Origin of the sequence: Enterobacter sp. BIDMC92 (assembly GCF_001030225.1) — a bacterium.
Taxonomy (GTDB): domain Bacteria; phylum Pseudomonadota; class Gammaproteobacteria; order Enterobacterales; family Enterobacteriaceae; genus Enterobacter; species Enterobacter sichuanensis.
The window spans coordinates 3371628-3390526 of record NZ_KQ087598.1; the positions used below are offsets into that span (position 1 = coordinate 3371628).

General features: G+C 57.3%; 17 protein-coding genes. 3 read left to right on the plus strand and 14 right to left on the minus strand.

What is annotated here, in order from left to right; translation table 11 throughout:
* Positions 1-124: 124 nt before the first annotated feature.
* The 11 genes from argT to pdxB form a co-directional block, all read right to left on the minus strand.
* Complete coding sequence (gene argT / locus SP99_RS15770) at positions 125-907, minus strand: lysine/arginine/ornithine ABC transporter substrate-binding protein ArgT (RefSeq protein ID WP_025757162.1); 783 nt, start codon at positions 905-907, stop codon at positions 125-127.
* A 291-nt stretch (positions 908-1198) separates the two neighbouring features.
* Positions 1199-1768, minus strand: coding sequence for a UbiX family flavin prenyltransferase (locus tag SP99_RS15775; protein WP_047959157.1), 570 nt, complete (start codon positions 1766-1768; stop codon positions 1199-1201).
* A gap of 88 nt (positions 1769-1856) precedes the next feature.
* Entirely contained in the window at positions 1857-3374 is a 1518-nt protein-coding gene (gene purF, locus SP99_RS15780) for an amidophosphoribosyltransferase (protein WP_045285794.1), read from the minus strand.
* 36 nt (positions 3375-3410) lie between these two features.
* Positions 3411-3899, minus strand: coding sequence for a colicin V production protein (cvpA, locus tag SP99_RS15785; RefSeq protein ID WP_000262116.1), 489 nt, complete (start codon positions 3897-3899; stop codon positions 3411-3413).
* Positions 3900-4064: 165 nt separating this feature from the next.
* Positions 4065-4763: a cell division protein DedD gene (dedD, locus tag SP99_RS15790; RefSeq protein WP_025757159.1), complete on the minus strand. Its 699-nt coding sequence runs from the start codon at positions 4761-4763 to the stop codon at positions 4065-4067.
* Positions 4753-6021 carry a bifunctional tetrahydrofolate synthase/dihydrofolate synthase gene (folC, locus tag SP99_RS15795; RefSeq protein ID WP_047959158.1) on the minus strand — a complete coding sequence of 423 codons (1269 nt, stop codon included), beginning with the start codon at positions 6019-6021 and terminating at the stop codon, positions 4753-4755. Before folC ends, dedD begins: the two co-directional genes overlap by 11 nt.
* Positions 6022-6091: 70 nt before the next feature.
* Positions 6092-6997 carry an acetyl-CoA carboxylase, carboxyltransferase subunit beta gene (gene accD, locus SP99_RS15800; protein WP_025757157.1) on the minus strand — a complete coding sequence of 302 codons (906 nt, stop codon included), beginning with the start codon at positions 6995-6997 and terminating at the stop codon, positions 6092-6094.
* 154 nt (positions 6998-7151) lie between these two features.
* Entirely contained in the window at positions 7152-7811 is a 660-nt protein-coding gene (locus SP99_RS15805; RefSeq protein ID WP_045402676.1) for a DedA family protein, read from the minus strand.
* Between the two features lie 28 nt (positions 7812-7839).
* Positions 7840-8652, minus strand: a complete 813-nt coding sequence (truA, locus tag SP99_RS15810) for a tRNA pseudouridine(38-40) synthase TruA (protein ID WP_025757155.1) — start codon at positions 8650-8652, stop codon at positions 7840-7842.
* Complete coding sequence (locus SP99_RS15815) at positions 8652-9665, minus strand: aspartate-semialdehyde dehydrogenase (RefSeq protein WP_025757154.1); 1014 nt, start codon at positions 9663-9665, stop codon at positions 8652-8654. Before SP99_RS15815 ends, truA begins: the two co-directional genes overlap by 1 nt.
* Before the next feature lie 67 nt (positions 9666-9732).
* Positions 9733-10869: a 4-phosphoerythronate dehydrogenase PdxB gene (pdxB, locus tag SP99_RS15820; protein ID WP_025757153.1), complete on the minus strand. Its 1137-nt coding sequence runs from the start codon at positions 10867-10869 to the stop codon at positions 9733-9735.
* A gap of 113 nt (positions 10870-10982) precedes the next feature.
* Here pdxB and flk point away from each other — a divergent pair, with 113 nt between their 5' ends.
* Complete coding sequence (gene flk, locus SP99_RS15825; protein WP_045285799.1) at positions 10983-11987, plus strand: flagella biosynthesis regulator Flk; 1005 nt, start codon at positions 10983-10985, stop codon at positions 11985-11987.
* A gap of 90 nt (positions 11988-12077) precedes the next feature.
* Here the strand turns inward: flk and SP99_RS15830 are convergent, their stop codons facing one another.
* Entirely contained in the window at positions 12078-13256 is a 1179-nt protein-coding gene (locus SP99_RS15830) for an MFS transporter (protein WP_047959159.1), read from the minus strand.
* 207 nt (positions 13257-13463) lie between these two features.
* On the minus strand, positions 13464-14681 hold the full coding sequence (fabB, locus tag SP99_RS15835; RefSeq protein ID WP_047959160.1) for a beta-ketoacyl-ACP synthase I: 1218 nt from the start codon (positions 14679-14681) through the stop codon (positions 13464-13466).
* A 158-nt stretch (positions 14682-14839) separates the two neighbouring features.
* Here fabB and mnmC point away from each other — a divergent pair, with 158 nt between their 5' ends.
* The gene (gene mnmC, locus SP99_RS15840; protein ID WP_047959161.1) at positions 14840-16837 is read left to right on the plus strand and encodes a bifunctional tRNA (5-methylaminomethyl-2-thiouridine)(34)-methyltransferase MnmC2/FAD-dependent 5-carboxymethylaminomethyl-2-thiouridine(34) oxidoreductase MnmC1; all 1998 of its coding nucleotides are present in this window, start codon (positions 14840-14842) and stop codon (positions 16835-16837) included.
* A gap of 185 nt (positions 16838-17022) precedes the next feature.
* Entirely contained in the window at positions 17023-18165 is a 1143-nt protein-coding gene (locus SP99_RS15845; protein WP_047957603.1) for an IS481 family transposase, read from the plus strand.
* A gap of 455 nt (positions 18166-18620) precedes the next feature.
* On the opposite strand, the gene SP99_RS15850 is transcribed toward SP99_RS15845, so the two are convergent.
* A complete protein-coding gene (locus tag SP99_RS15850; RefSeq protein WP_047959162.1) occupies positions 18621-18899 on the minus strand; it encodes a YfcL family protein in 279 nt (92 codons plus the stop codon).

Genomic DNA, 18899 nt, shown 5'->3' on the forward strand with positions numbered 1-18899 from the left:
GCCGGGATTTTTTGCATTTTAAATGCGTAAGTATGCACACAGCGATCCAATACAGTGCAACAAATGCACTGCATTGGGTCAATCCCACCCGTAACGCACCTTTGCGGTGCGTTATCGTCAGGTCTTAGTCACCGTAGACGTTGAAGTCGAAGTATTTCTTCGCCAGTTTGTCGTAAGTACCGTCTTTACGCAGCTCAGCAAAGGCTTTGTCGAAGGCGGCTTTCAGCTCGGTATCATCCTTACGCAGGCCAATACCGGTGCCGTCACCAAAGTATTTTTTATCTTTCACAGACGGGCCTGCAAAGGCGAACTCTTTACCCGCAGGCTGTTTCAGGAAGCCTTCGCTTGCCGCGACTTCATCCTGGAATGCCGCATCCAGACGGCCTGCCGCCAGATCAGAGTAAATCAGATCCTGGTTCTGGTAAGCCACCACGTCTACGCCTTTCTCACGCCAGTTAGCATTGGCATAGCCTTCCTGCGTCGACCCCTGCAGCACACCTACATGCTTGCCTTTCAGCGAGTCGATGGTGGGCTGAATCGGGGAACCCTTAGGCGCAATCAGGCGAGAATCCGCGGCGTAGAGCTTGTCTGAGAAGGCAATCTCCTGCTGACGTTTTTCGGTGATGGAGAGAGAAGAGATAATGGCGTCGATTTTCTTGGCTTTCAGCGACGGGATTAACGCGTCAAAGTCGCTGCCCACCCATGTGCATTTCACCGCAATGCGTTTGCACATTTCATTACCCAGATCGATATCAAACCCCACGAAATCGCCTTTCGCATCCTTGGAAGAGAATGGCGCGTAGGTTGCGTCTGTACCGATACGAACTGTCTGTGGAAGCGCTGCGTAGCTACCTGCTGCCGCACTTAACCCCACCAGCAAAGACAGAGCCAGAACCGTCTTCTTCATACATTTACCCTCAAGTACCGTGATTTTATTATGTATTGTGTTGTGTGTTGTGTTGCAGGCTTCATCTTGCAGGTCTTATGCCACATTGCCGTCTGGTTAAAACTTCGACGTTAAATATGTTAATAAAACGTTGCGATACTGCCTTAATGGTGAAAGATAGCAGGTCTGCCGAACGAACCGGAGAGAGAAAAAGGGAAAAAACGAATTAAATGTCGAGGATATGATCGCCGTTGCATAATTGCCCTGAAACAGGGCAACGTCTTTTTTCATGCACACTGTTTGTGCACAAATTCAGGCTCCCTGCCAGCGGGTGAAGAGATCGGTCGGCAGGTCAATGTCGAACTGATCGAGCACGCGGTTAACGGTCTGGTTAATCACGTCATCCAGCGAGGTCGGGCGATGATAAAACGCCGGGACCGGGGGCATGATCACCGCGCCGAGTTCGGCGGCCTGGGTCATTAAACGCAAATGGCCCAGGTGCAGCGGCGTTTCCCGCACGCAGAGCACCAGAGGACGACGCTCCTTCAGCACCACATCCGCCGCGCGGGTGACCAGGGTGTCGGTATAGCTGTGCACAATGCCGGAGAGGGTTTTAATCGAACAGGGAAGGATAACCATGCCAGCCGTTTTAAACGAGCCGGAAGAGATACTGGCAGCGATATCCCGGGCATCGTGAACGACATCCGCCAGGGCCTGCACATCGCGCAGGGAGAGATCGGTCTCCAGAGAGAGGGTCTGTCGCGCCGCCTGGCTCATGACCAGATGGGTCTCGACGTCCGCCACGTCACGCAGAACCTGTAACAGACGTACGCCGTAAATCGCGCCACTGGCGCCGCTGAGCCCAACAATGAGTCGTTTCATGATTTTCGCCCTTACTGATTTCAGGGCAGACTGTGCAGGATTTTGCGGGGAGTTGCAAGTGAGGGCGAACGCCCTCACCTGCCGAAGATCACCCTTCGTTGTGCATCTCTAAACTTTCGAGATCGTTTTGCAGCTGAACGGCTTTTGCGTCGTCATTGCGCAGCGAATCCAGATAGTCGAGGTACTGCTGGTCAACGTCTTTGGTGACATATACCCCGTTGAACACGGAGCATTCAAACTGCTGAATATCCGGGTTCTCGGCGCGCACCGCGTCGATGAGATCGTTCAGATCCTGGAAAATCAGGCCATCGGCACCGATGATCTGGCGAATTTCATCCACTTCGCGACCGTGAGCAATCAGCTCGTTGGCGGTTGGCATATCGATCCCGTACACGTTCGGGAAGCGAATCTCTGGAGCCGCAGAAGCCAGGTAGACTTTCTTCGCCCCGGCTTCGCGCGCCATCTCGATAATCTGCTCTGAGGTGGTGCCGCGGACGATGGAGTCATCCACCAGCAGCACGTTCTTGTCGCGGAACTCCGCGCGGTTGGCGTTCAGCTTGCGGCGCACGGATTTACGGCGGAGCTGCTGGCCAGGCATGATAAAGGTACGGCCAACGTAGCGGTTCTTCACGAAGCCCTGACGGTATGGCTTATCGAGAATACGGGCGATTTCCAGCGCGATATCGCAGGAGGTTTCCGGGATAGGAATCACGACGTCGATATCGAGATCGTCCCACTCGCGGGCAATCTTCTCGCCAAGCTTGGTACCCATGTTCACGCGCGCGCTGTAGACGGAAATCTTGTCGATGAAGGAGTCCGGGCGGGCGAAGTAAACGTATTCAAACAGGCACGGGTTGCTGACCGGGTTATCGGCACACTGGCGGGTAAACAGCTGGCCTTTCTCGGTGATGTACACCGCTTCGCCCGGCGCCACGTCACGCAGGAACTCAAAGCCCAGGGTGTCCAGCGCCACGCTCTCAGAGGCAACCATATATTCGGTACGACCATCGCCGAGGTCGCGCTTGCCGAGCACCAGCGGACGAATGCCGTTTGGATCGCGGAAGGCCACCATACCGTGACCGATGATCATCGCCACGCAGGCGTAAGCACCGCGGATCTGGCGATTTGTCGCGGCAATCGCAGCAAAGATGTTGTCTGCTTCCAGCGGATAGTGGCGGAAGTTATCCAGCTCGCTGGCGAACACATTGAGCAGGATTTCAGAATCAGAGGTGGTGTTAATGTGGCGACGTTTCTCTTCGAACAGCTTTTTACGCAGCTCGTGTGCGTTGGTCAGGTTACCGTTATGCGCCAGGGTAATGCCATACGGTGAGTTGACGTAGAAAGGCTGAGCCTCAGAGGCGCTGGAACTGCCAGCAGTAGGATAACGAACGTGACCGATCCCCATATTACCTTGCAGACGCTGCATATGGCGGGCTTCAAACACATCATTTACCAGGCCATTCGCCTTGCGTAAACGGAAGCAGTTGTTTGCATCAATGGTGATGATACCCGCAGCATCCTGCCCACGGTGCTGAAGCACCGTTAACGCGTCATAAATCGACTGGTTTACCGGCATGAAACCGGCGATACCGACAATACCGCACATTCGTCTTTTCCTCGTTAAGCCACATCTCAGAACGGATTACGCTCTGGGCAAAAAACTCGACGAGCTTTGCAGATAGTCAAAGAACCATCTGATGATGAAGCTGAACTCCGGAATGAGCTGCGATTTCTGCCAGTCTTCACTCTTGGAGAACCCGGTGAAGGTATCCAGGAAGAACAGGATCGCGGCCACAATCAGCACGCCTCGTAATGCCCCGAAACAGATCCCGAGTACCCTGTCCGTTCCTGACAGACCAGTTTTCTCGACCAGCTGACCTATCACATAATTCACGATAGCGCCGACAATCAGCGTCGCGATAAACAGCACCGCGATGGCGATTCCATTTCGGACCAGTTCATCTTCAAAGCCCGTGAACCAGACAGACAGGTAAGTGTAGTAATGACTGGCGACAAAGAAAGCACAACCCCAGGTCACCAGCGATAACGCTTCACGAACAAAGCCACGGATCAGGCTAACCAGACAGGAAAAACCAATCACCGCAATGATGGCGTAATCAATCCAGACCATATGTGTCCCACGATTTAACGCCCTGTCATCCAGTTCGGGGCGAATTCTAACAGAAAAAGAAAACGTTTGCGTAGGGATTTCCTTCCCGCGCGTAAATAAAAAAGGCGCTGAAAAAATGTTCAACGCCGTGGCTTATCGCCTCTCTCTATAAGGAGCAGGTCGTACTTAGTTCGCGCTGTAGCTCATCACGACGCCGCTCAGACCGGAGATCTGCTTCAGCTCGCCGAGCGAACCTTTCAGTTTGTCTTTAGACGCTTCTGGCCCCACGAGGATACGGGTAATTTTACCCTGCACCGGCGTGGAAGGTGAAGTGTAAACACGGTATCCCGCACTGCGCAGTTTACCCACCACCTCATTGACCTTGTCCGCATTTTTCAGCGCGCCAAGCTGCACAACGTAAGCTTTACCCGTTGGGGCCGCCGCGTCCTGCTGAGCCGGTTTTGCTGGCGGAGGCGTCTCTGACGCCGCGGCAAGCTGTTCTGCCGTTTTATCCCGCTGCGGTTTCGGCTGTGGTTTGTCGACCGGCTTCGGTTTTTCTACCGGTTTAGGCTGCTCTACCGGCACAGGATCGATATCGTTGTTGCTCGCGGCCGCCAGACGAGACGGATCGAGCGACGGTGCTGCGGCATCGCCCGCCCGTACCTCTTCCGCCGCACCTTCCGGTGGCTGAGCGGGAAGCGCCTGCGTCGCCGCGGGCAGCATATCCGGCTCATCCCGGTCGCCCGGTTTAGGGACCAGCGGAATAGCGGCAAACTCATCCTGGTAATGCTTTTTCTGCCCGTCGAGCAACCCCGGAAGAATAATCACCCCGAGCGCGACCAGCACAATGGTTCCTGTTAAACGGTTCTGAAACTTACTCGCCACCGGTTCTCCCCGCGTCCATCACTTCCATGACATGTGCCACCGTGTGGAATGAACCACACACCAGCACGGTATCTTCTGGTTTAGCATCCGCCATCGCGGCATGCCAGGCCTGCGCCACGCTAGTGTAGATTGCGCCTTTGCCGAGATGTTCCATCAGTTGCTCAGCCGTCGCGCCGCGTGGCCCCTCCAGAGGAGCACAATACCAGCTATCGACCACACTCTCCATGCAGGCCAGTGTCCCGCCGATATCTTTATCATGAAGCATACCGATAACCGCCAGCACGCGCCCGGTTTTTGGTAACGATTTGAGACGTCCCGCGAGATACGCCGCCGCATGCGGATTATGCGCCACATCCAGAATCAGGCGCGGTGACTCGCTGACAATCTGGAACCGCCCGGGCAGAATCGCCTGCTGTATACCGTCGCGGATCGCCTGCTCGCTTACCGCCAGCCCGCTGGCGCGAAGTGCTGCAAGAGCCGTTGCCGCGTTCGGCTGCGGCACCTGCGGCAGTGGCAGGTGCTCAAGCGTGCCCTGTGCATCGCTAAAGCGCCAGCCGTTGTCCTGAACTTCATACTGCCAGTCCACGCCGCGACGCAGCAGACGCGCGCCCTTCTCGTTTGCGACATCCGCAATGGTGTGCGGCATATCCGGTTCGCCGACAACCGCCGGCTTATTCGCCCGGAAAATGCCGGCCTTCTCGCGGCCAATGCTTTCACGATCCGGCCCCAGCCAGTCGACATGGTCCAGCGCAATGCTGGTGACAACCGCCACATCCGCATCGACCATATTGGTGGCATCAAGACGTCCGCCGAGGCCGACCTCCAGGATCACCACATCCAGTTGCGCCTGTTTGAACAGCCACAGCGCCGACAGGGTGCCGTATTCAAAATAGGTTAATGAGATCTCACCGCGTGCGGCTTCAATTTCCGCGAAGGACGCGGTATGCGCCGATTCCGGCAGTTCGCTGTTCTGCACGCGAACGCGCTCGGTGTAGCGTACCAGGTGTGGAGAGCTGTAAACACCAACCCTGTAACCCGCAGCCATCAGAACAGATTCCAGCGTACGGCAGGTGGTGCCTTTGCCGTTGGTGCCTGCGACGGTGAATACGAAAGGCGCCGGTTTTAGCACATCAAGACGCGCAGCAACCTGGCTTACGCGCTCAAGGCCCATATCGATGGTTTTACTGTGCAGGTTTTCCAGATAAGAAAGCCACGCGGCCAGGGGCGACGTGGCTTGGGGAATGCTTTTATTTTCCATAATGCCCGGTTGTCATTAACAGATTAGAAAGCAAAAGGGCAGCGCCAGCTGGCCCTGCCCTTTTCAGTTATCAGGCCTCGGGTTCCTGATCCGGTACCACCACGCCTTCGCGCGGTTCATCCGGGTTCGGCGCTGGCAGATTCATCAGCTTCGCCAGGATGCGCGCCAGCTTCAGGCGCATTTCCGGACGGCGGACAATCATGTCGATGGCGCCTTTCTCGATGAGGAACTCACTGCGCTGGAAGCCAGGCGGCAGTTTTTCACGAACGGTCTGTTCGATAACGCGAGGACCCGCAAAGCCGATCAGCGCTTTTGGCTCAGCGATGTTCAGATCGCCCAGCATCGCGAAGCTTGCAGAGACGCCGCCCATGGTTGGGTCGGTCAGCACGGAGATATACGGCAGACCGCGCTCCTGCATTTTCGCCAGCGCAGCAGAGGTTTTCGCCATCTGCATCAGAGACATCAGGGCTTCCTGCATACGCGCCCCGCCGGAGGCAGAGAAGCAGATCAGCGGACAGTTATCTTCCAGCGCCTGCTCAACGGCACGCACAAAGCGCGCACCAACCACGGAGCCCATTGAGCCGCCCATAAAGGAGAACTCAAACGCGGCGGCAACAACCGGCATCTCATGCAGGGTGCCTTTCATCACCACCAGCGCGTCTTTCTCGCCGGTCTCTTTCTGTGCAGAGGCCAGACGATCTTTATATTTTTTGGAGTCGCGGAACTTCAGCACATCTTTTGGCTCAAGCTCGCTGCCCAGTTCTACCAGAGAACCTTCGTCCAGCAGGCTATGCAGGCGGTTGCGCGCCGACATACGCATATGGTGGTCACACTTCGGACACACCTCAAGGTTGCGTTCCAGCTCTGCGCGATACAGAACCTGGCCGCAGCTATCACACTTCGTCCATACCCCTTCAGGAATGCTCGCTTTGCGCGTTGGGGTAATGTTGCTTTTAATTCGTTCAATCCAGCTCATTGATAACCTTTCTGCCTGAACCTGGTCGTATGCCAGTTTTGCTATAAGAGGCGAATAATGCCATTTTTGCCTCCAACAGACCATGAATGTTGCACATTAAAACATAACAGCCCGAAACTTTGGATAAAAAAGTGGTCGAACCGCCAGTGTGCATTTACTTCGCTTGTTTTGCCGCCGCACGTTTGTGACGAATAATTTCGATAACCCCTGGCAGTACGGAAAGCACAATTATCGCTACAATCAGTAGCTTAAGATTTTCCTGAACCACCGGGAGATCGCCAAACAGATAGCCAGCATAGGTAAACAGCAGTACCCACAGCAGCGCGCCCACCACGTTATAGGCCGCAAAATGACGATAGGACATATGCCCCATTCCCGCCACAAACGGTGCGAATGTACGCACAATAGGCACAAATCGCGCAAGGATAATGGTTTTTCCACCATGGCGTTCATAAAACGCATGGGTTTTGTCCAGATAGCTGCGACGGAAAATTTTCGAATCAGGATTACTGAACAGCCGCTCACCGAACACGCGACCAATGGTGTAGTTGACCGCGTCACCGACAATCGCGGCAATCACCATCAGTATCACCATAAGGTGCACGTTCAGATCGTTGGTGGGTAACGCCGACAATGCCCCGGCGACAAACAGCAGTGAATCGCCTGGCAGGAAGGGGGTAACGACCAGACCGGTTTCACAAAACAGAATGAGGAACAGAATGGCATAAACCCAGACGCCATACTGCGCGACCAGCTCTGCCAGGTGAACATCAATATGCAGGATGAAATCAATCAAAAAACGAATTACGTCCATATTGTCTAAGCCTTAATTGCACCTTTGTTTAGTCCGCTAAAAAGAGCGGCCCCATTGGCGGTTTCGGCAGGTCAAACCGATCCGGATAGTCTACCGAGACCAGATACAACCCTTCCGCTTTCGCCGTGGCTGCCGCAAGCGTTCTGTCCTTCGCTGCCAGCAGGTCTGCAATCCAGCTCTCCGGCTGGTGTCCGGCACCCACTTCCATCAGGCTGCCCACAATATTCCGCACCATATGATGTACAAAGGCATTGGCTTTGATATCCACCACCACATACGCGCCAAAACGGCTGACGTTTATGTGCATGACGTTACGCCACGGCGTGCGGGACTGACACTGCACCGCACGAAATGAGGTAAAGTCATTTTCACCAATCAGACACTGCGCCGCACGATGCATGCGTTCCGCATCGAGCGGTTCATAAAAATGCGTCACGCCCTGGCTTAACACCGCCGGACGCAGACGCTGGTTGTAGATGACATAACGGTAACGACGCGCCGTGGCGCTGAAGCGCGCATGAAAATCATCCGGTACAGCTTTCACCCAGCGCACCGCAATGTCACCAGGTAAATTCGCATTTACACCCAGCGTCCAGGCGGCATCTTTACGCACCGCGGTGGTTTCAAAGTGCACCACCTGCCCCGTCCCGTGGACACCAGCGTCAGTGCGCCCCGCGCACAGGACGTTGATCGGCTCGTTTGCCACCTGAGAAAGCGCTTTCTCCAGCTTTTCCTGGACGCTACGCACCTCATTCTGACGCTGCCAGCCATAATATTTACTGCCGTCGTACTCAATACCGAGGGCAATTTTATGAACCGGCTTTTGATCCACTGCGGACATCAGTACAGGTACTCCTGCACCAGTTTTTCAGCGATCTTCACCGCCATCAGCGCGCCGCCAAAGCGGACGTTATCGGCAACAGACCAGAACTGAACCTGCTCCGGCATACCGTAATCGTTACGCACGCAGCCGACAGAGAGGTGCGCGCTTCCGGTAGCGTCACCCACCTGGGTCGGGAACTCGCGCTCTTCGGAAAGCACAATATCTTCACCGCGGCCAAACGCATCACGCGCCTCTTCCGCCGCCAGCGGGCGTAGCGCCTCAAAACTCACCATCTGCGCGTGACCGTAAAAGACCGGGGACTGCACAACGTTTGCGGAGATCATCAGGCCATCGTCCTGCAGAATTTTACGCGCTTCGTCCACGATACGGCGCTCTTCGCGCACGGAGCCCTGATTATCTGGCAGCATCGGCAGCATGTTGAACGCCAGCTGGCGACCAAAGAAATCATCTTCGTCAATCGGGATGCCGTTCAGCAGCTTCGCGCTCTGCCCTGCCAGCGCATCGACGGCCTTTTTGCCGTTCGCGGACACGGAAAGCAGGCTGGTGACGGCAATGCGCGACAGGCCACCGTCGTCGATCAGCGGTTTCAGGGCCGTCAGCAGCTGACTGGTCAGGCTGTCAGGTACCGCGATGATGTTGCGGTTACGGTAGTCGGCCAGCACGAACGGGTTCACGTCCGGCACCACCAACGGCACGTCCGGCTCCAGAGCGAACAGGCCACTCAGGTCGATCACCAGACAGCCGGCGTTGGTCGCCTCTTCAATGTACGCCGCCGTGGCTTCAGCGCCCGCGGCGAAAAACGCCAGCTGCGCCTGCGTCCAGTCGAACGCGGCGGCATCCTGGACCATGACGGATTTACTGTTAAAACGCAGATGCTCACCCGCGCTGTCGGTACGCGCCAGCGCATAGATATCGCCCACCGGGAACTGACGCTCAGCAAGGGTTTCGAGCAGGGCTTCGCCCACGGCACCCGTGGCACCTAAAATGGCAATATTCCAGCCTTCAGACATGGTGGTTTACTCCAGAAATAAAAAAGCGTCCCTGTCGGAGTATCCGACAGGGAGCATTAAGAAGACATTAATGCGCCGGGTGATGAACGGCGTTAAAACCCAGCTTGTGCAGCAGCGTCGCCGCCGGGGCGTCATCGCACATCACATACAGGGAAGACCACTCGCGACGCTCAACGTAGTGCTTGCGCAGCTTATCAAACTCACCCGGGATCCCCGCCACTTTACGCAGCAGCGCATCATCGCGGCGCACATCATACACCAAATGCACCAGCCTTTTCAGCGTTGCCTGATCGAGCGGACCGTGCAGGGTAATACGGCCAAATTCAGGTGCGGGGAGTAAGGTATCCAGCGCCACCTGCTGCGGGTGGCCAATAAAGGCGCTGTAGGCCTCGAAGACCTGCGTCGTACCGCGCGCTTTCCCCTCAAGCGTATAACCCGCGATATGTGCGGTCGCAACGTCCACCCTGTTCAGCAGCGCAACGTTGAGTTCCGGCTCTGGTTCCCAGACGTCCAGCACCACGCTGAGATCCTGTCCCGCTTCCAGACATTTCAGCAGCGCGGCGTTATCCACCACCGGACCACGGCAGGCATTTATCAGAATAGTGCCAGCCTTCAGACGGCGGATCAGCGCCTCGTCAGCCAGATGCAAAGTCTTATACGGCCCCTCTTTAAACAGCGGTGTGTGGAACGTCAGGACATCGCACTGTTCAACCAGCTCATCCAGCGAGCGGAAATCCCCCTCCTCGCCGTTGTCTTTGCGCGGCGGATCGCACAGCAGCGTGCGGATCCCTAACGCTTCCAGGCGCTTTTGCAGGCGTCCGCCAACGTTGCCCACGCCGACAATCCCCACCGTGCGGTCTTTCAGCGCAAAACCGTCGCGCTCGGCCAGCATCAGCAGCGAGGAGAAAACATATTCCACGACGGCAATGGCGTTACAGCCCGGCGCGGCGGAAAAACCGATCCCGGCCTGCGCAAGCCATTTATCATCCACATGATCGGTCCCTGCCGTTGCGGTCCCGACGAACTTGATCCCTTTACCGGCGAGCAGTGCCTCATTTACTTTGGTCACCGAGCGCACCATCAGCGCGTCTGCGTCATCCAGTTCGTTGACCGGGATCGGGCGACCAGGGACAGCCTTCACGTTACCCAGGCGGCTAAACAGCTCACGGGCATAAGGCATATTTTCATCAACGAGGATTTTCACGTCTGAGTACCTGTTTGAGAGGAAGAAAACCTGCCAAGTGTGCCATAATCTGGCCGCCAGGCATATACGTATGCCAGGTTTACGCTGAGTTTTGACTTTAAGGATTTTTGACGATGCAGCCCATTTCAGGTACGCCGCCGCGCCCTCCGGGTGAAGGCCCTGTCACGCAAAACGTTGCCGGTGAACAACCGCTATCCACGCAACAGCGCACCGTGCTGGAGCGCCTGATCACGCGCCTGATTGCGCTGACTTCGCAGCAAAATGCGGAAGTCTGGGCCGGGGTAAAGCATGACCTGGGTATGAGAAACGACGCGCCGCTCCAGTCGCGCCACTTCCCTGCCGCTGAGCAAAACCTGAACCAGCGTATTACCACCGCGCAGCAGAACCACACCACGCGCCAGATTGTCGCGCAGCTGACGGAGCTGTTGGGCCAGGGGAATAACCGCCAGGCGGTGAGTGATTTTATTCGCCAGCAGTATGGTCAGACCGCTCTGGGTCAGCTGACGCCGGAGCAGCTTAAAACGGTGCTGACGCTGCTGCAGAATAATGAGCTCTCTATTCCACAGCCTCAGGTGCGTCCGTCGACCGAACGCTCGCTGCTGCCTGCCGAGCACAACACGCTTAAGCAGATGGTGACCAAGCTTGCCGCGGCCACCGGCGAACCGACGAAGCTTATCTGGCAATCCATGCTGGAGTTGTCCGGCGTGAAGGCGGGCGAGCTGATCCCCGCAAAACAGTTTACCCATCTGGTAACCTGGCTGCAGGCGCGCCAGACGCTCAGCACCCAGAGCGCCCCTACCCTGCATACCGTTCAGGCTGCGCTTAAACAGCCGCTGGAACCGCATGAGTTTGAGATGATTAGGGACTATGCCCAGCAAAACTGGCAGGCCACCCCGCAAACGGTTCTGACCACCGCGCAGGTGCAGGATGTGCTCAATCAGATCTTCGTTCGCCGCGCCGAGCGCGAAGGCGGCGTACCGGAGGTGAGAGATATTCAGCCGATCTACAGCCCGCTGTTTGCGCCGGTTGTGGAGACGTTCAGAACCCTCTCTGCGCGTCCGGGATTGCTGTTTATTGCGTTACTGATTGCACTGGCGATTTTCTGGCTGGTTGCCTGAGGATTTGCCCGGTGGCGCTACGCTTACCGGGCCTACAACGCCCCGAACCGTAGGCCGGGTAAGGCGCAGCCGCCACCCGGCAACAACGGCTCACGTTCTACGAAACGCCACCAGCGTCACCACAATCCCCACCACTGCGGAAACCGCACCGGCCAGGAAGACGGACGGATAGCCAAACGACGTCGCTAACAGCCCGGCCAGCGGCCCGGTTACGCCGTATGAGATATCCTGAAACGCCGCATAACCGCCGAGCGCCGTACCGCGCACCTGCGGGGCCACGCGCTTCACCACTTCCACACCAAGTGCCGGGAAAATCAGAGAACAGCCGCAGCCGGTCAGCGCCGCGCCAAGCAGCGCAACGGATGCCACGGGTGCATTCCACAACAGCAGAAGACCGATAGTTTCAATGACCAGCGACGCCACCGCCACCTTCACACCGCCAAAGCGATCCGGCATCCAGCCGAAGAATACGCGCATCAGCACAAACGCACCGCCAAACGCGGTGAGCGTAAAGCCGGCCATCGCCCAGCCACGGCTCATAAAATAGAGCGAGACGAAAGTACCAATTACCGCAAAGCCCACGCCCTGCAGCGCCAGGCCAAGACCCGGCTGCCAGATTTGGCCGACCACGCTCCACAGGGAAGGACGCTCACCTTTGTGCGCGGGCACTTTACGCACCGAGCCGTTAAAGGCCCACGCCAGCAGCGGCAGCAGCATGGTGGTGGCCGCAAGCGTCGCAAACCCAAACTGGCTATTGATGAGCAGCCCAAGCGGCGCACCGGCGGCCAGGGCGCCATAGATAGCCATGCCGTTCCAGGACATCACCTTGCCGGAACGGGCGGGCCCCACCAGCCCCATTCCCCAGGTCAGGGTGCCGGTCAGCAACTGGCTTTCACCAAAACCGAGGATTAAACGGCCCAGCACCAGCAGAGCAAATTTATACGCCGCGTCTACCGGCAGGAGCGCGGCCAGTAGCCATGCGCCGCCCGCCAGCCCGCAGGCAAACATTCCCTGGAGCGCTGAACGTTTCGCACCGTGCTGATCTGCGAGCCGCCCGGCGTAGCCGCGGGTTAATACCGTGGCTAAAAACTGAATACCTACAGCGATGCCAACCATGGTGTTGCCATACCCGAGCTCCTGATGAACGAACAGCGGGATCACCGGCAGCGGCAGGCCAACGGTCATATAGGTCACGAATACCGCAAAAGCGATACGGAACAGCGAGATATTCGCTGAAGAGGTTGTTTCTGTTTGAGTGACTGCAGTCATGCTTTACTCCGAAATGAAGAGTAAGGCGGGGAAATGCCACGCCCCCTCTACCTGTTTACCAGGATTAAGGTGCGTTGGTTGACGTTAAACGCTTACGCATTATCGTGAGGATAATGTTGAGGTGTGAAGTTTGCCTGTGCAATCAGCCGCTTGTCAATGCATAAAAAAGGGAGCCTTATGGCTCCCCTTTCGAATCAAACATAAAACTTATGCTTTGTACTTACGCATCACCAGCGTGGCGTTAGTACCACCAAAACCGAAGCTGTTGGACATGACGGTGGTCAGTGTCGCTTCCGTTGGTTTGGTCACGATGTTCAGGCCAGCCGCCTGCTCATCCATCTCTTCAATGTTGATGCTTGGGGCGATAAAGCCATTTTCCAGCATCAGCAGAGAGTAGATCGCTTCCTGCACGCCCGCCGCACCCAGAGAGTGACCGGTCATGGCTTTGGTCGCGGAGATCGCCGGGCTGTTGTCGCCGAACACTTCGCGGATCGCACCCAGCTCTTTCACGTCGCCTACAGGCGTAGAGGTACCGTGGGAGTTCAGGTAGTCGATTGGGGTATCAACGCCGTGCATCGCCATCTTCATGCAACGTACCGCGCCTTCGCCGGATGGCGCAACCATATCGGCACCGTCAGATGTGGCACCGTAGCCCACGATCTCAGCGTAGATGTGCGCGCCACGTGCCAGCGCGTGCTCCAGCTCTTCAACCACAACCATACCGCCGCCGCCTGCGATAACGAAACCGTCACGGTGTGCGTCATAGGTACGGGAGGCTTTTTCTGGCGTCTCGTTGTATTTGGTGGACAGTGCGCCCATAGCGTCGAATTCACAGGCCATTTCCCAGCCCAGCTCCTCGCCGCCGCCAGCAAAAACGATGTCCTGTTTACCCAGCTGGATCTGCTCAACCGCATTACCGATGCAGTGCGCGGAAGTCGCACACGCGGAGCTGATGGAGTAGTTCACACCGTGAATTTTGAACGGGGTCGCCAGGCACGCGGAAACCGCAGAACCCATGGCTTTGGTCACCACGTACGGACCTACCGCTTTCAGACCACGCGGGCTACGCATTGCGTCAGCACCGAATACCTGCGCTTTTGAGGAGCCGCCGGAGCCGGCGATCAGACCCACGCGCGGGTTGTTCTGATAAACCTCTTCACTCAGGCCGGAATCTTTGATCGCTTCCTGCATGGAGAGATAAGCATAAATAGAGGCATCGTTCATGAAACGAACCACTTTGCGGTCAATCAAACCGGTGGTGTCCAGTTTGACGTTACCCCATACGTGGCTACGCATACCTGAATCTTTAAACTCTTCAGAGAAAGTGATCCCGGAGCGTCCTTCACGCAGAGATGCCAGGACTTCCTGCTGGTTATTACCGATGCTGGAAACAATGCCCAGGCCAGTAATCACTGCACGTTTCATTCAATACCTCTGTAAGTCGCACTATAGTAAGTTTCGAGTCGCACAATAGCGTACACTTGTACGCCGAACAAGTCCGATCAGACATTTTCTGCGGAAATTTGCACCGATGGACTCACATCGTTAAGATCGTGCCACTGCCTGTCAGACGAGTAACTTACGTGAAACAAAACGCTATACAACCCGCCAACCTCGAATTCAACGCTGAGGGTACACCTGTTTCCCGAGATTTTGATGACGTCTATTTTTCTAATGATAACGGACTGGAAGAAACCCGTTATGTTTTCCTCGACGGAAACCAGCTCAATACCCGCTTCCCGGCCCATCCGCGGAGCCTGTTTGTGGTGGCGGAGAGCGGGTTCGGCACCGGGCTGAATTTTTTAACCCTCTGGCAGGCGTTCGATCGGTTTCACGCTGCACATCCTGAGGCTACGCTACAAAGATTACATTTCATCAGTTTTGAAAAATTCCCGCTCACCGCGCACGACCTGCGGCTTGCCCATCAGCGCTGGCCGGAGCTTGCAACCTGGGCAGAGCAGCTTCAGGCGCAGTGGCCGCCCCACATCGGCGGCTGCCATCGCCTGATCCTGGATGGTGGACGCGTCACGCTGGACCTCTGGCTGGGCGACATCAACGATCTGACCGACAAGCTTGATGATTCGATGAATCAGAAGGTGGACGCATGGTTCCTTGACGGTTTTGCTCCCGCCAAAAACCCGGATATGTGGAGCCAGCATCTGTTTAACGCGATGGCGCGACTGGCGCGCCCTGGCGCGACGCTCGCCACCTTCACCTCGGCAGGCTTTGTCCGCCGCGGGTTGCAGGAGGCGGGCTTTACCATGCAGAAGACCAAAGGTTTCGGCCGCAAGCGTGACATGCTGGTCGGCAGAATGGAGCACTCGCTGGATATCCCGGCCAGTACGCCCTGGTTTGCACGCCGTGCCAGCGCATCCCGTGAGGTTGCCATCATTGGCGGGGGGATTGCCAGTGCCCTGCTCTCGCTCGCGCTTATCCACCGTGGCTGGCAAGTCACGCTCTACTGTGCTGACGACGCGCCTGCAAACGGCGCCTCCGGCAACCGCCAGGGCGCGCTCTATCCACTTTTAAGCGCGCATGACCCGGCGCTGTTCCAGTTTTTCCCGGCGGCGTTTACCTTCGCCCGTCGCCTGTATGACGCCCTTCCAGTGGCATTCGACCACGACTGGTGCGGCGTCACGCAGCTCGCCTGGGATGAGAAGAGCCAGCAAAAAATCACCCAAATGCTGTCGCTGGGCCTGCCTGACGAGATTGCCCGCCCGGTGAGCGCACCGCAGGTGGCAGAAAGCGCTGGCGTAGAGACGCACTGCGGCGGCATTCAGTACCCCCTCGGCGGCTGGTTGTGCCCGGCAGAACTGACCACCGCGGCCATTGCTCTGGCGCAGTCGCGCGGACTGACGGTGCACTATGCCCACACCGTGGAATCACTCAGCCGGACAGAACAGTGGGATCTGCATTTTGCCGATGGCAACACGGCGCACCATGCCAGCGTCGTTCTCGCCAACGGGCACCACATCAGCCAGTTTATCCAGACAGCGACGTTGCCGGTGTATCCGGTCGGCGGTCAGGTGAGCCATATCCCTTCGACGCCTGAGCTGGGCAAACTGCGCCAGGTACTGTGCTATGACGGCTACCTGACGCCGCAGAATCCGTCTAACGGTCACCACTGCATCGGGGCCAGCTATCATCGCGGTGAAACGGATATGCGCTACAGTGAGGCGGATCAGGCGCAAAATCGTCAGCGCCTGGTTGACTGTTTCCCGGATGCAGCGTGGGCGAAAACGGTTGACGTCAGTGCCGGAGACGCGCGCTGCGGCGTGCGCTGTGCCACCCGCGATCATCTGCCGATGGCGGGAAACGTGCCGGACTACGACGCCACGCTTGCGGTCTATTCGGATCTGGCTGAACATCAGGAAACGGCGGTGACTTCACCGGTCTACCCGGAACTGTTTATGCTGGGCGGGCTGGGTTCGCGCGGGCTCTGTTCTGCACCGCTGCTGGCTGAAGTACTAGCCGCGCAAATGAGCGACGAGCCGCTTCCGCTGGACAGGGTTACGCTTGCGGGACTGAATCCGAATCGCTTGTGGGTGCGGAAGCTGCTGAAGGGGAAAATGGTTAAGTAAAGTGCGGCCTGGTGCTCTCACCCCGTCCCTCTCCCTGTGGGCTGAGGGATCCCCACAAAATAGTGTCTGCACAGACGACCCCCTCTCCCTTGAGGGTGTACGGTCCGGGGACATAGTGAACGCTTGTTCGGGGACATGGTAGACACTTACAACTAAGGCATAAGAACCCGTTTATGGAGTCGCTTATGCCCTGGGATGCGAGAGATACCATGTCATTACGTACCGAGTTTGTTTTGTTCGCCTCGCAGGACGGGGCGAATATCCGTTCCCTCTGCCGTCGCTTCGGCATTTCACCTGCCACCGGCTACAAGTGGCTTCGTCGCTGGACGGAGGAAGGGGCCTCCGGCCTTCAGGACCGCCCGCGCATACCGCACCATTCCCCGAACCGCTCATCTGACGACATCACTGCCCTGCTGCGCATGGCCCATGACCGTCATCAACGCTGGGGAGCCCGCAAGATTAAACGCTGGCTGGAAGACCAGGGGCACACCATGCCCGCCTTCAGCACCGTTCATACCCTGATGGCCCGTCACGGCCTGCTGCCGGGCACTTCACCGGGCATTCCCGCCACGGGACGGTTCGAACATGACGCGCCCAACCGGCTCTGGCAGATGGATTTTAAGGGTCACTTTCCCTTTGGCGGTGGCCGCTGCCATCCGCTCACTTTGCTGGACGACCACTCCCGTTTTTCCCTGTGCCTGGTGCACTGTAACGATGAACGTTGTGAGACCGTGCAGCAGCAGCTGGTCAGCGTGTTTGAACGCTACGGCCTGCCGGACAGGATGACGATGGATAACGGCTCACCGTGGGGAGACACCACCGGCACCTGGACGGCGCTGGAGCTGTGGCTGATGCGCCAGGGTATCCGGGTGGGGCACTCCCGGCCGTATCATCCGCAGACGCAGGGCAAGCTGGAGCGTTTTCACCGCAGCCTGAAGGCGGAAGTGCTGCAGGGGAAGTGGTTCGCGGACAGCGGTGAACTGCAGCGCGCCTTCGACCACTGGCGGACGGTCTATAACCTTGAACGCCCGCATGAGGCGCTGGATATGGCGGTACCGGGCTCGCGGTATCAGCCGTCATCGCGACGGTACAGCGGCAACACAACGCCCCCGGAATACGACGAGGGCGTGATGGTCAGGAAAGTGGATATCAGCGGAAAGCTGAGCGTGAAAGGGGTAAGTCTGAGCGCGGGTAAAGCGTTCAGGGGAGAGCGGGTCGGACTGAAGGAGACGCAGGAGGATGGCTGCTATGAAGTGTGGTGGTACAGCACGAAAGTGGGGGTGATCGACCTGAAGAAAAAGTCGATCACCATGGGTAAAGGATGTTAAAAAGTGTTCACCATGTCCCCGAACACCTGTCTACCATGTCCCCGGACCGTACAAGGGAGAGGGCTGGGGTGAGGGGGAACATACGGCTGTGGAGGTTATTCCGTTCACTTTATGTTCCTTGCTACTTTGTAACGGCATGGCCTGTGAACGTGCCATGGCGGCTCAATCGCCGCCGCCCTGGCGACCCGGGCTCCCGGCGGTAAATCGCCGCTTCGCGGTTCCCTCAGCTTATTCCTTCAGGCTATCGGGTCGGGCATGAGCCTGCATCCCTGCAGGCCACGCCCTCTCGGCGCATCCCTGCGCCTCGCCCCGGCCTTACGGAAACGCCTCGGCGATTTACAGCCGGACCAGGGCATCGCTGTCATTCATTCATTTTCCTGAAACAACCTTCGTCGCTTTCGGTAAAAAAAATTACTGAGCATTCCTCACCCCAAAGGGAGAGGTTGGTGAAACACTTACTTCGCTTTCGCCTGCTGGAACAGGTTATCCCACATGCCCAGCACCAGAGACTGGTCGCGCGGAGAGAGTTCTCCTGCCTGAATAGCTTTCTCCAGACTACGGGTGACTTCATCGTGAACGGCCTCGGCAGAGTGATCGTCCCCGGCCTCCAGCTCAGCAATAGCCAGCGTCAGGTGACCACGCAGATAACCGCTGGCGAACAGCTCATCATCGCTGGCGTGTTCCACCATGTCATCAATTAACGCCAGAATGCGTGATTCAAATTCTGCGATCAT

Bases quoted from the DNA above. Each gene is read 5' to 3' on its own strand.
- argT (WP_025757162.1), bottom strand. From the start codon at position 907: ATGAAGAAGACGGTTCTGGCTCTGTCTTTGCTGGTGGGGTTAAGTGCG.
- SP99_RS15775 (WP_047959157.1), bottom strand. From the start codon at position 1,768: ATGAAACGACTCATTGTTGGGCTCAGCGGCGCCAGTGGCGCGATTTAC.
- purF (WP_045285794.1), bottom strand. From the start codon at position 3,374: ATGTGCGGTATTGTCGGTATCGCCGGTTTCATGCCGGTAAACCAGTCG.
- cvpA (WP_000262116.1), bottom strand. From the start codon at position 3,899: ATGGTCTGGATTGATTACGCCATCATTGCGGTGATTGGTTTTTCCTGT.
- folC (WP_047959158.1), bottom strand. From the start codon at position 6,021: ATGGAAAATAAAAGCATTCCCCAAGCCACGTCGCCCCTGGCCGCGTGG.
- accD (WP_025757157.1), bottom strand. From the start codon at position 6,997: ATGAGCTGGATTGAACGAATTAAAAGCAACATTACCCCAACGCGCAAA.
- SP99_RS15805 (WP_045402676.1), bottom strand. From the start codon at position 7,811: ATGGACGTAATTCGTTTTTTGATTGATTTCATCCTGCATATTGATGTT.
- truA (WP_025757155.1), bottom strand. From the start codon at position 8,652: ATGTCCGCAGTGGATCAAAAGCCGGTTCATAAAATTGCCCTCGGTATT.
- SP99_RS15815 (WP_025757154.1), bottom strand. From the start codon at position 9,665: ATGTCTGAAGGCTGGAATATTGCCATTTTAGGTGCCACGGGTGCCGTG.
- flk (WP_045285799.1), top strand. From the start codon at position 10,983: ATGCAGCCCATTTCAGGTACGCCGCCGCGCCCTCCGGGTGAAGGCCCT.
- SP99_RS15830 (WP_047959159.1), bottom strand. From the start codon at position 13,256: ATGACTGCAGTCACTCAAACAGAAACAACCTCTTCAGCGAATATCTCG.
- fabB (WP_047959160.1), bottom strand. From the start codon at position 14,681: ATGAAACGTGCAGTGATTACTGGCCTGGGCATTGTTTCCAGCATCGGT.
- SP99_RS15845 (WP_047957603.1), top strand. From the start codon at position 17,023: ATGCCCTGGGATGCGAGAGATACCATGTCATTACGTACCGAGTTTGTT.
- SP99_RS15850 (WP_047959162.1), bottom strand. From the start codon at position 18,899: ATGATCGCAGAATTTGAATCACGCATTCTGGCGTTAATTGATGACATG.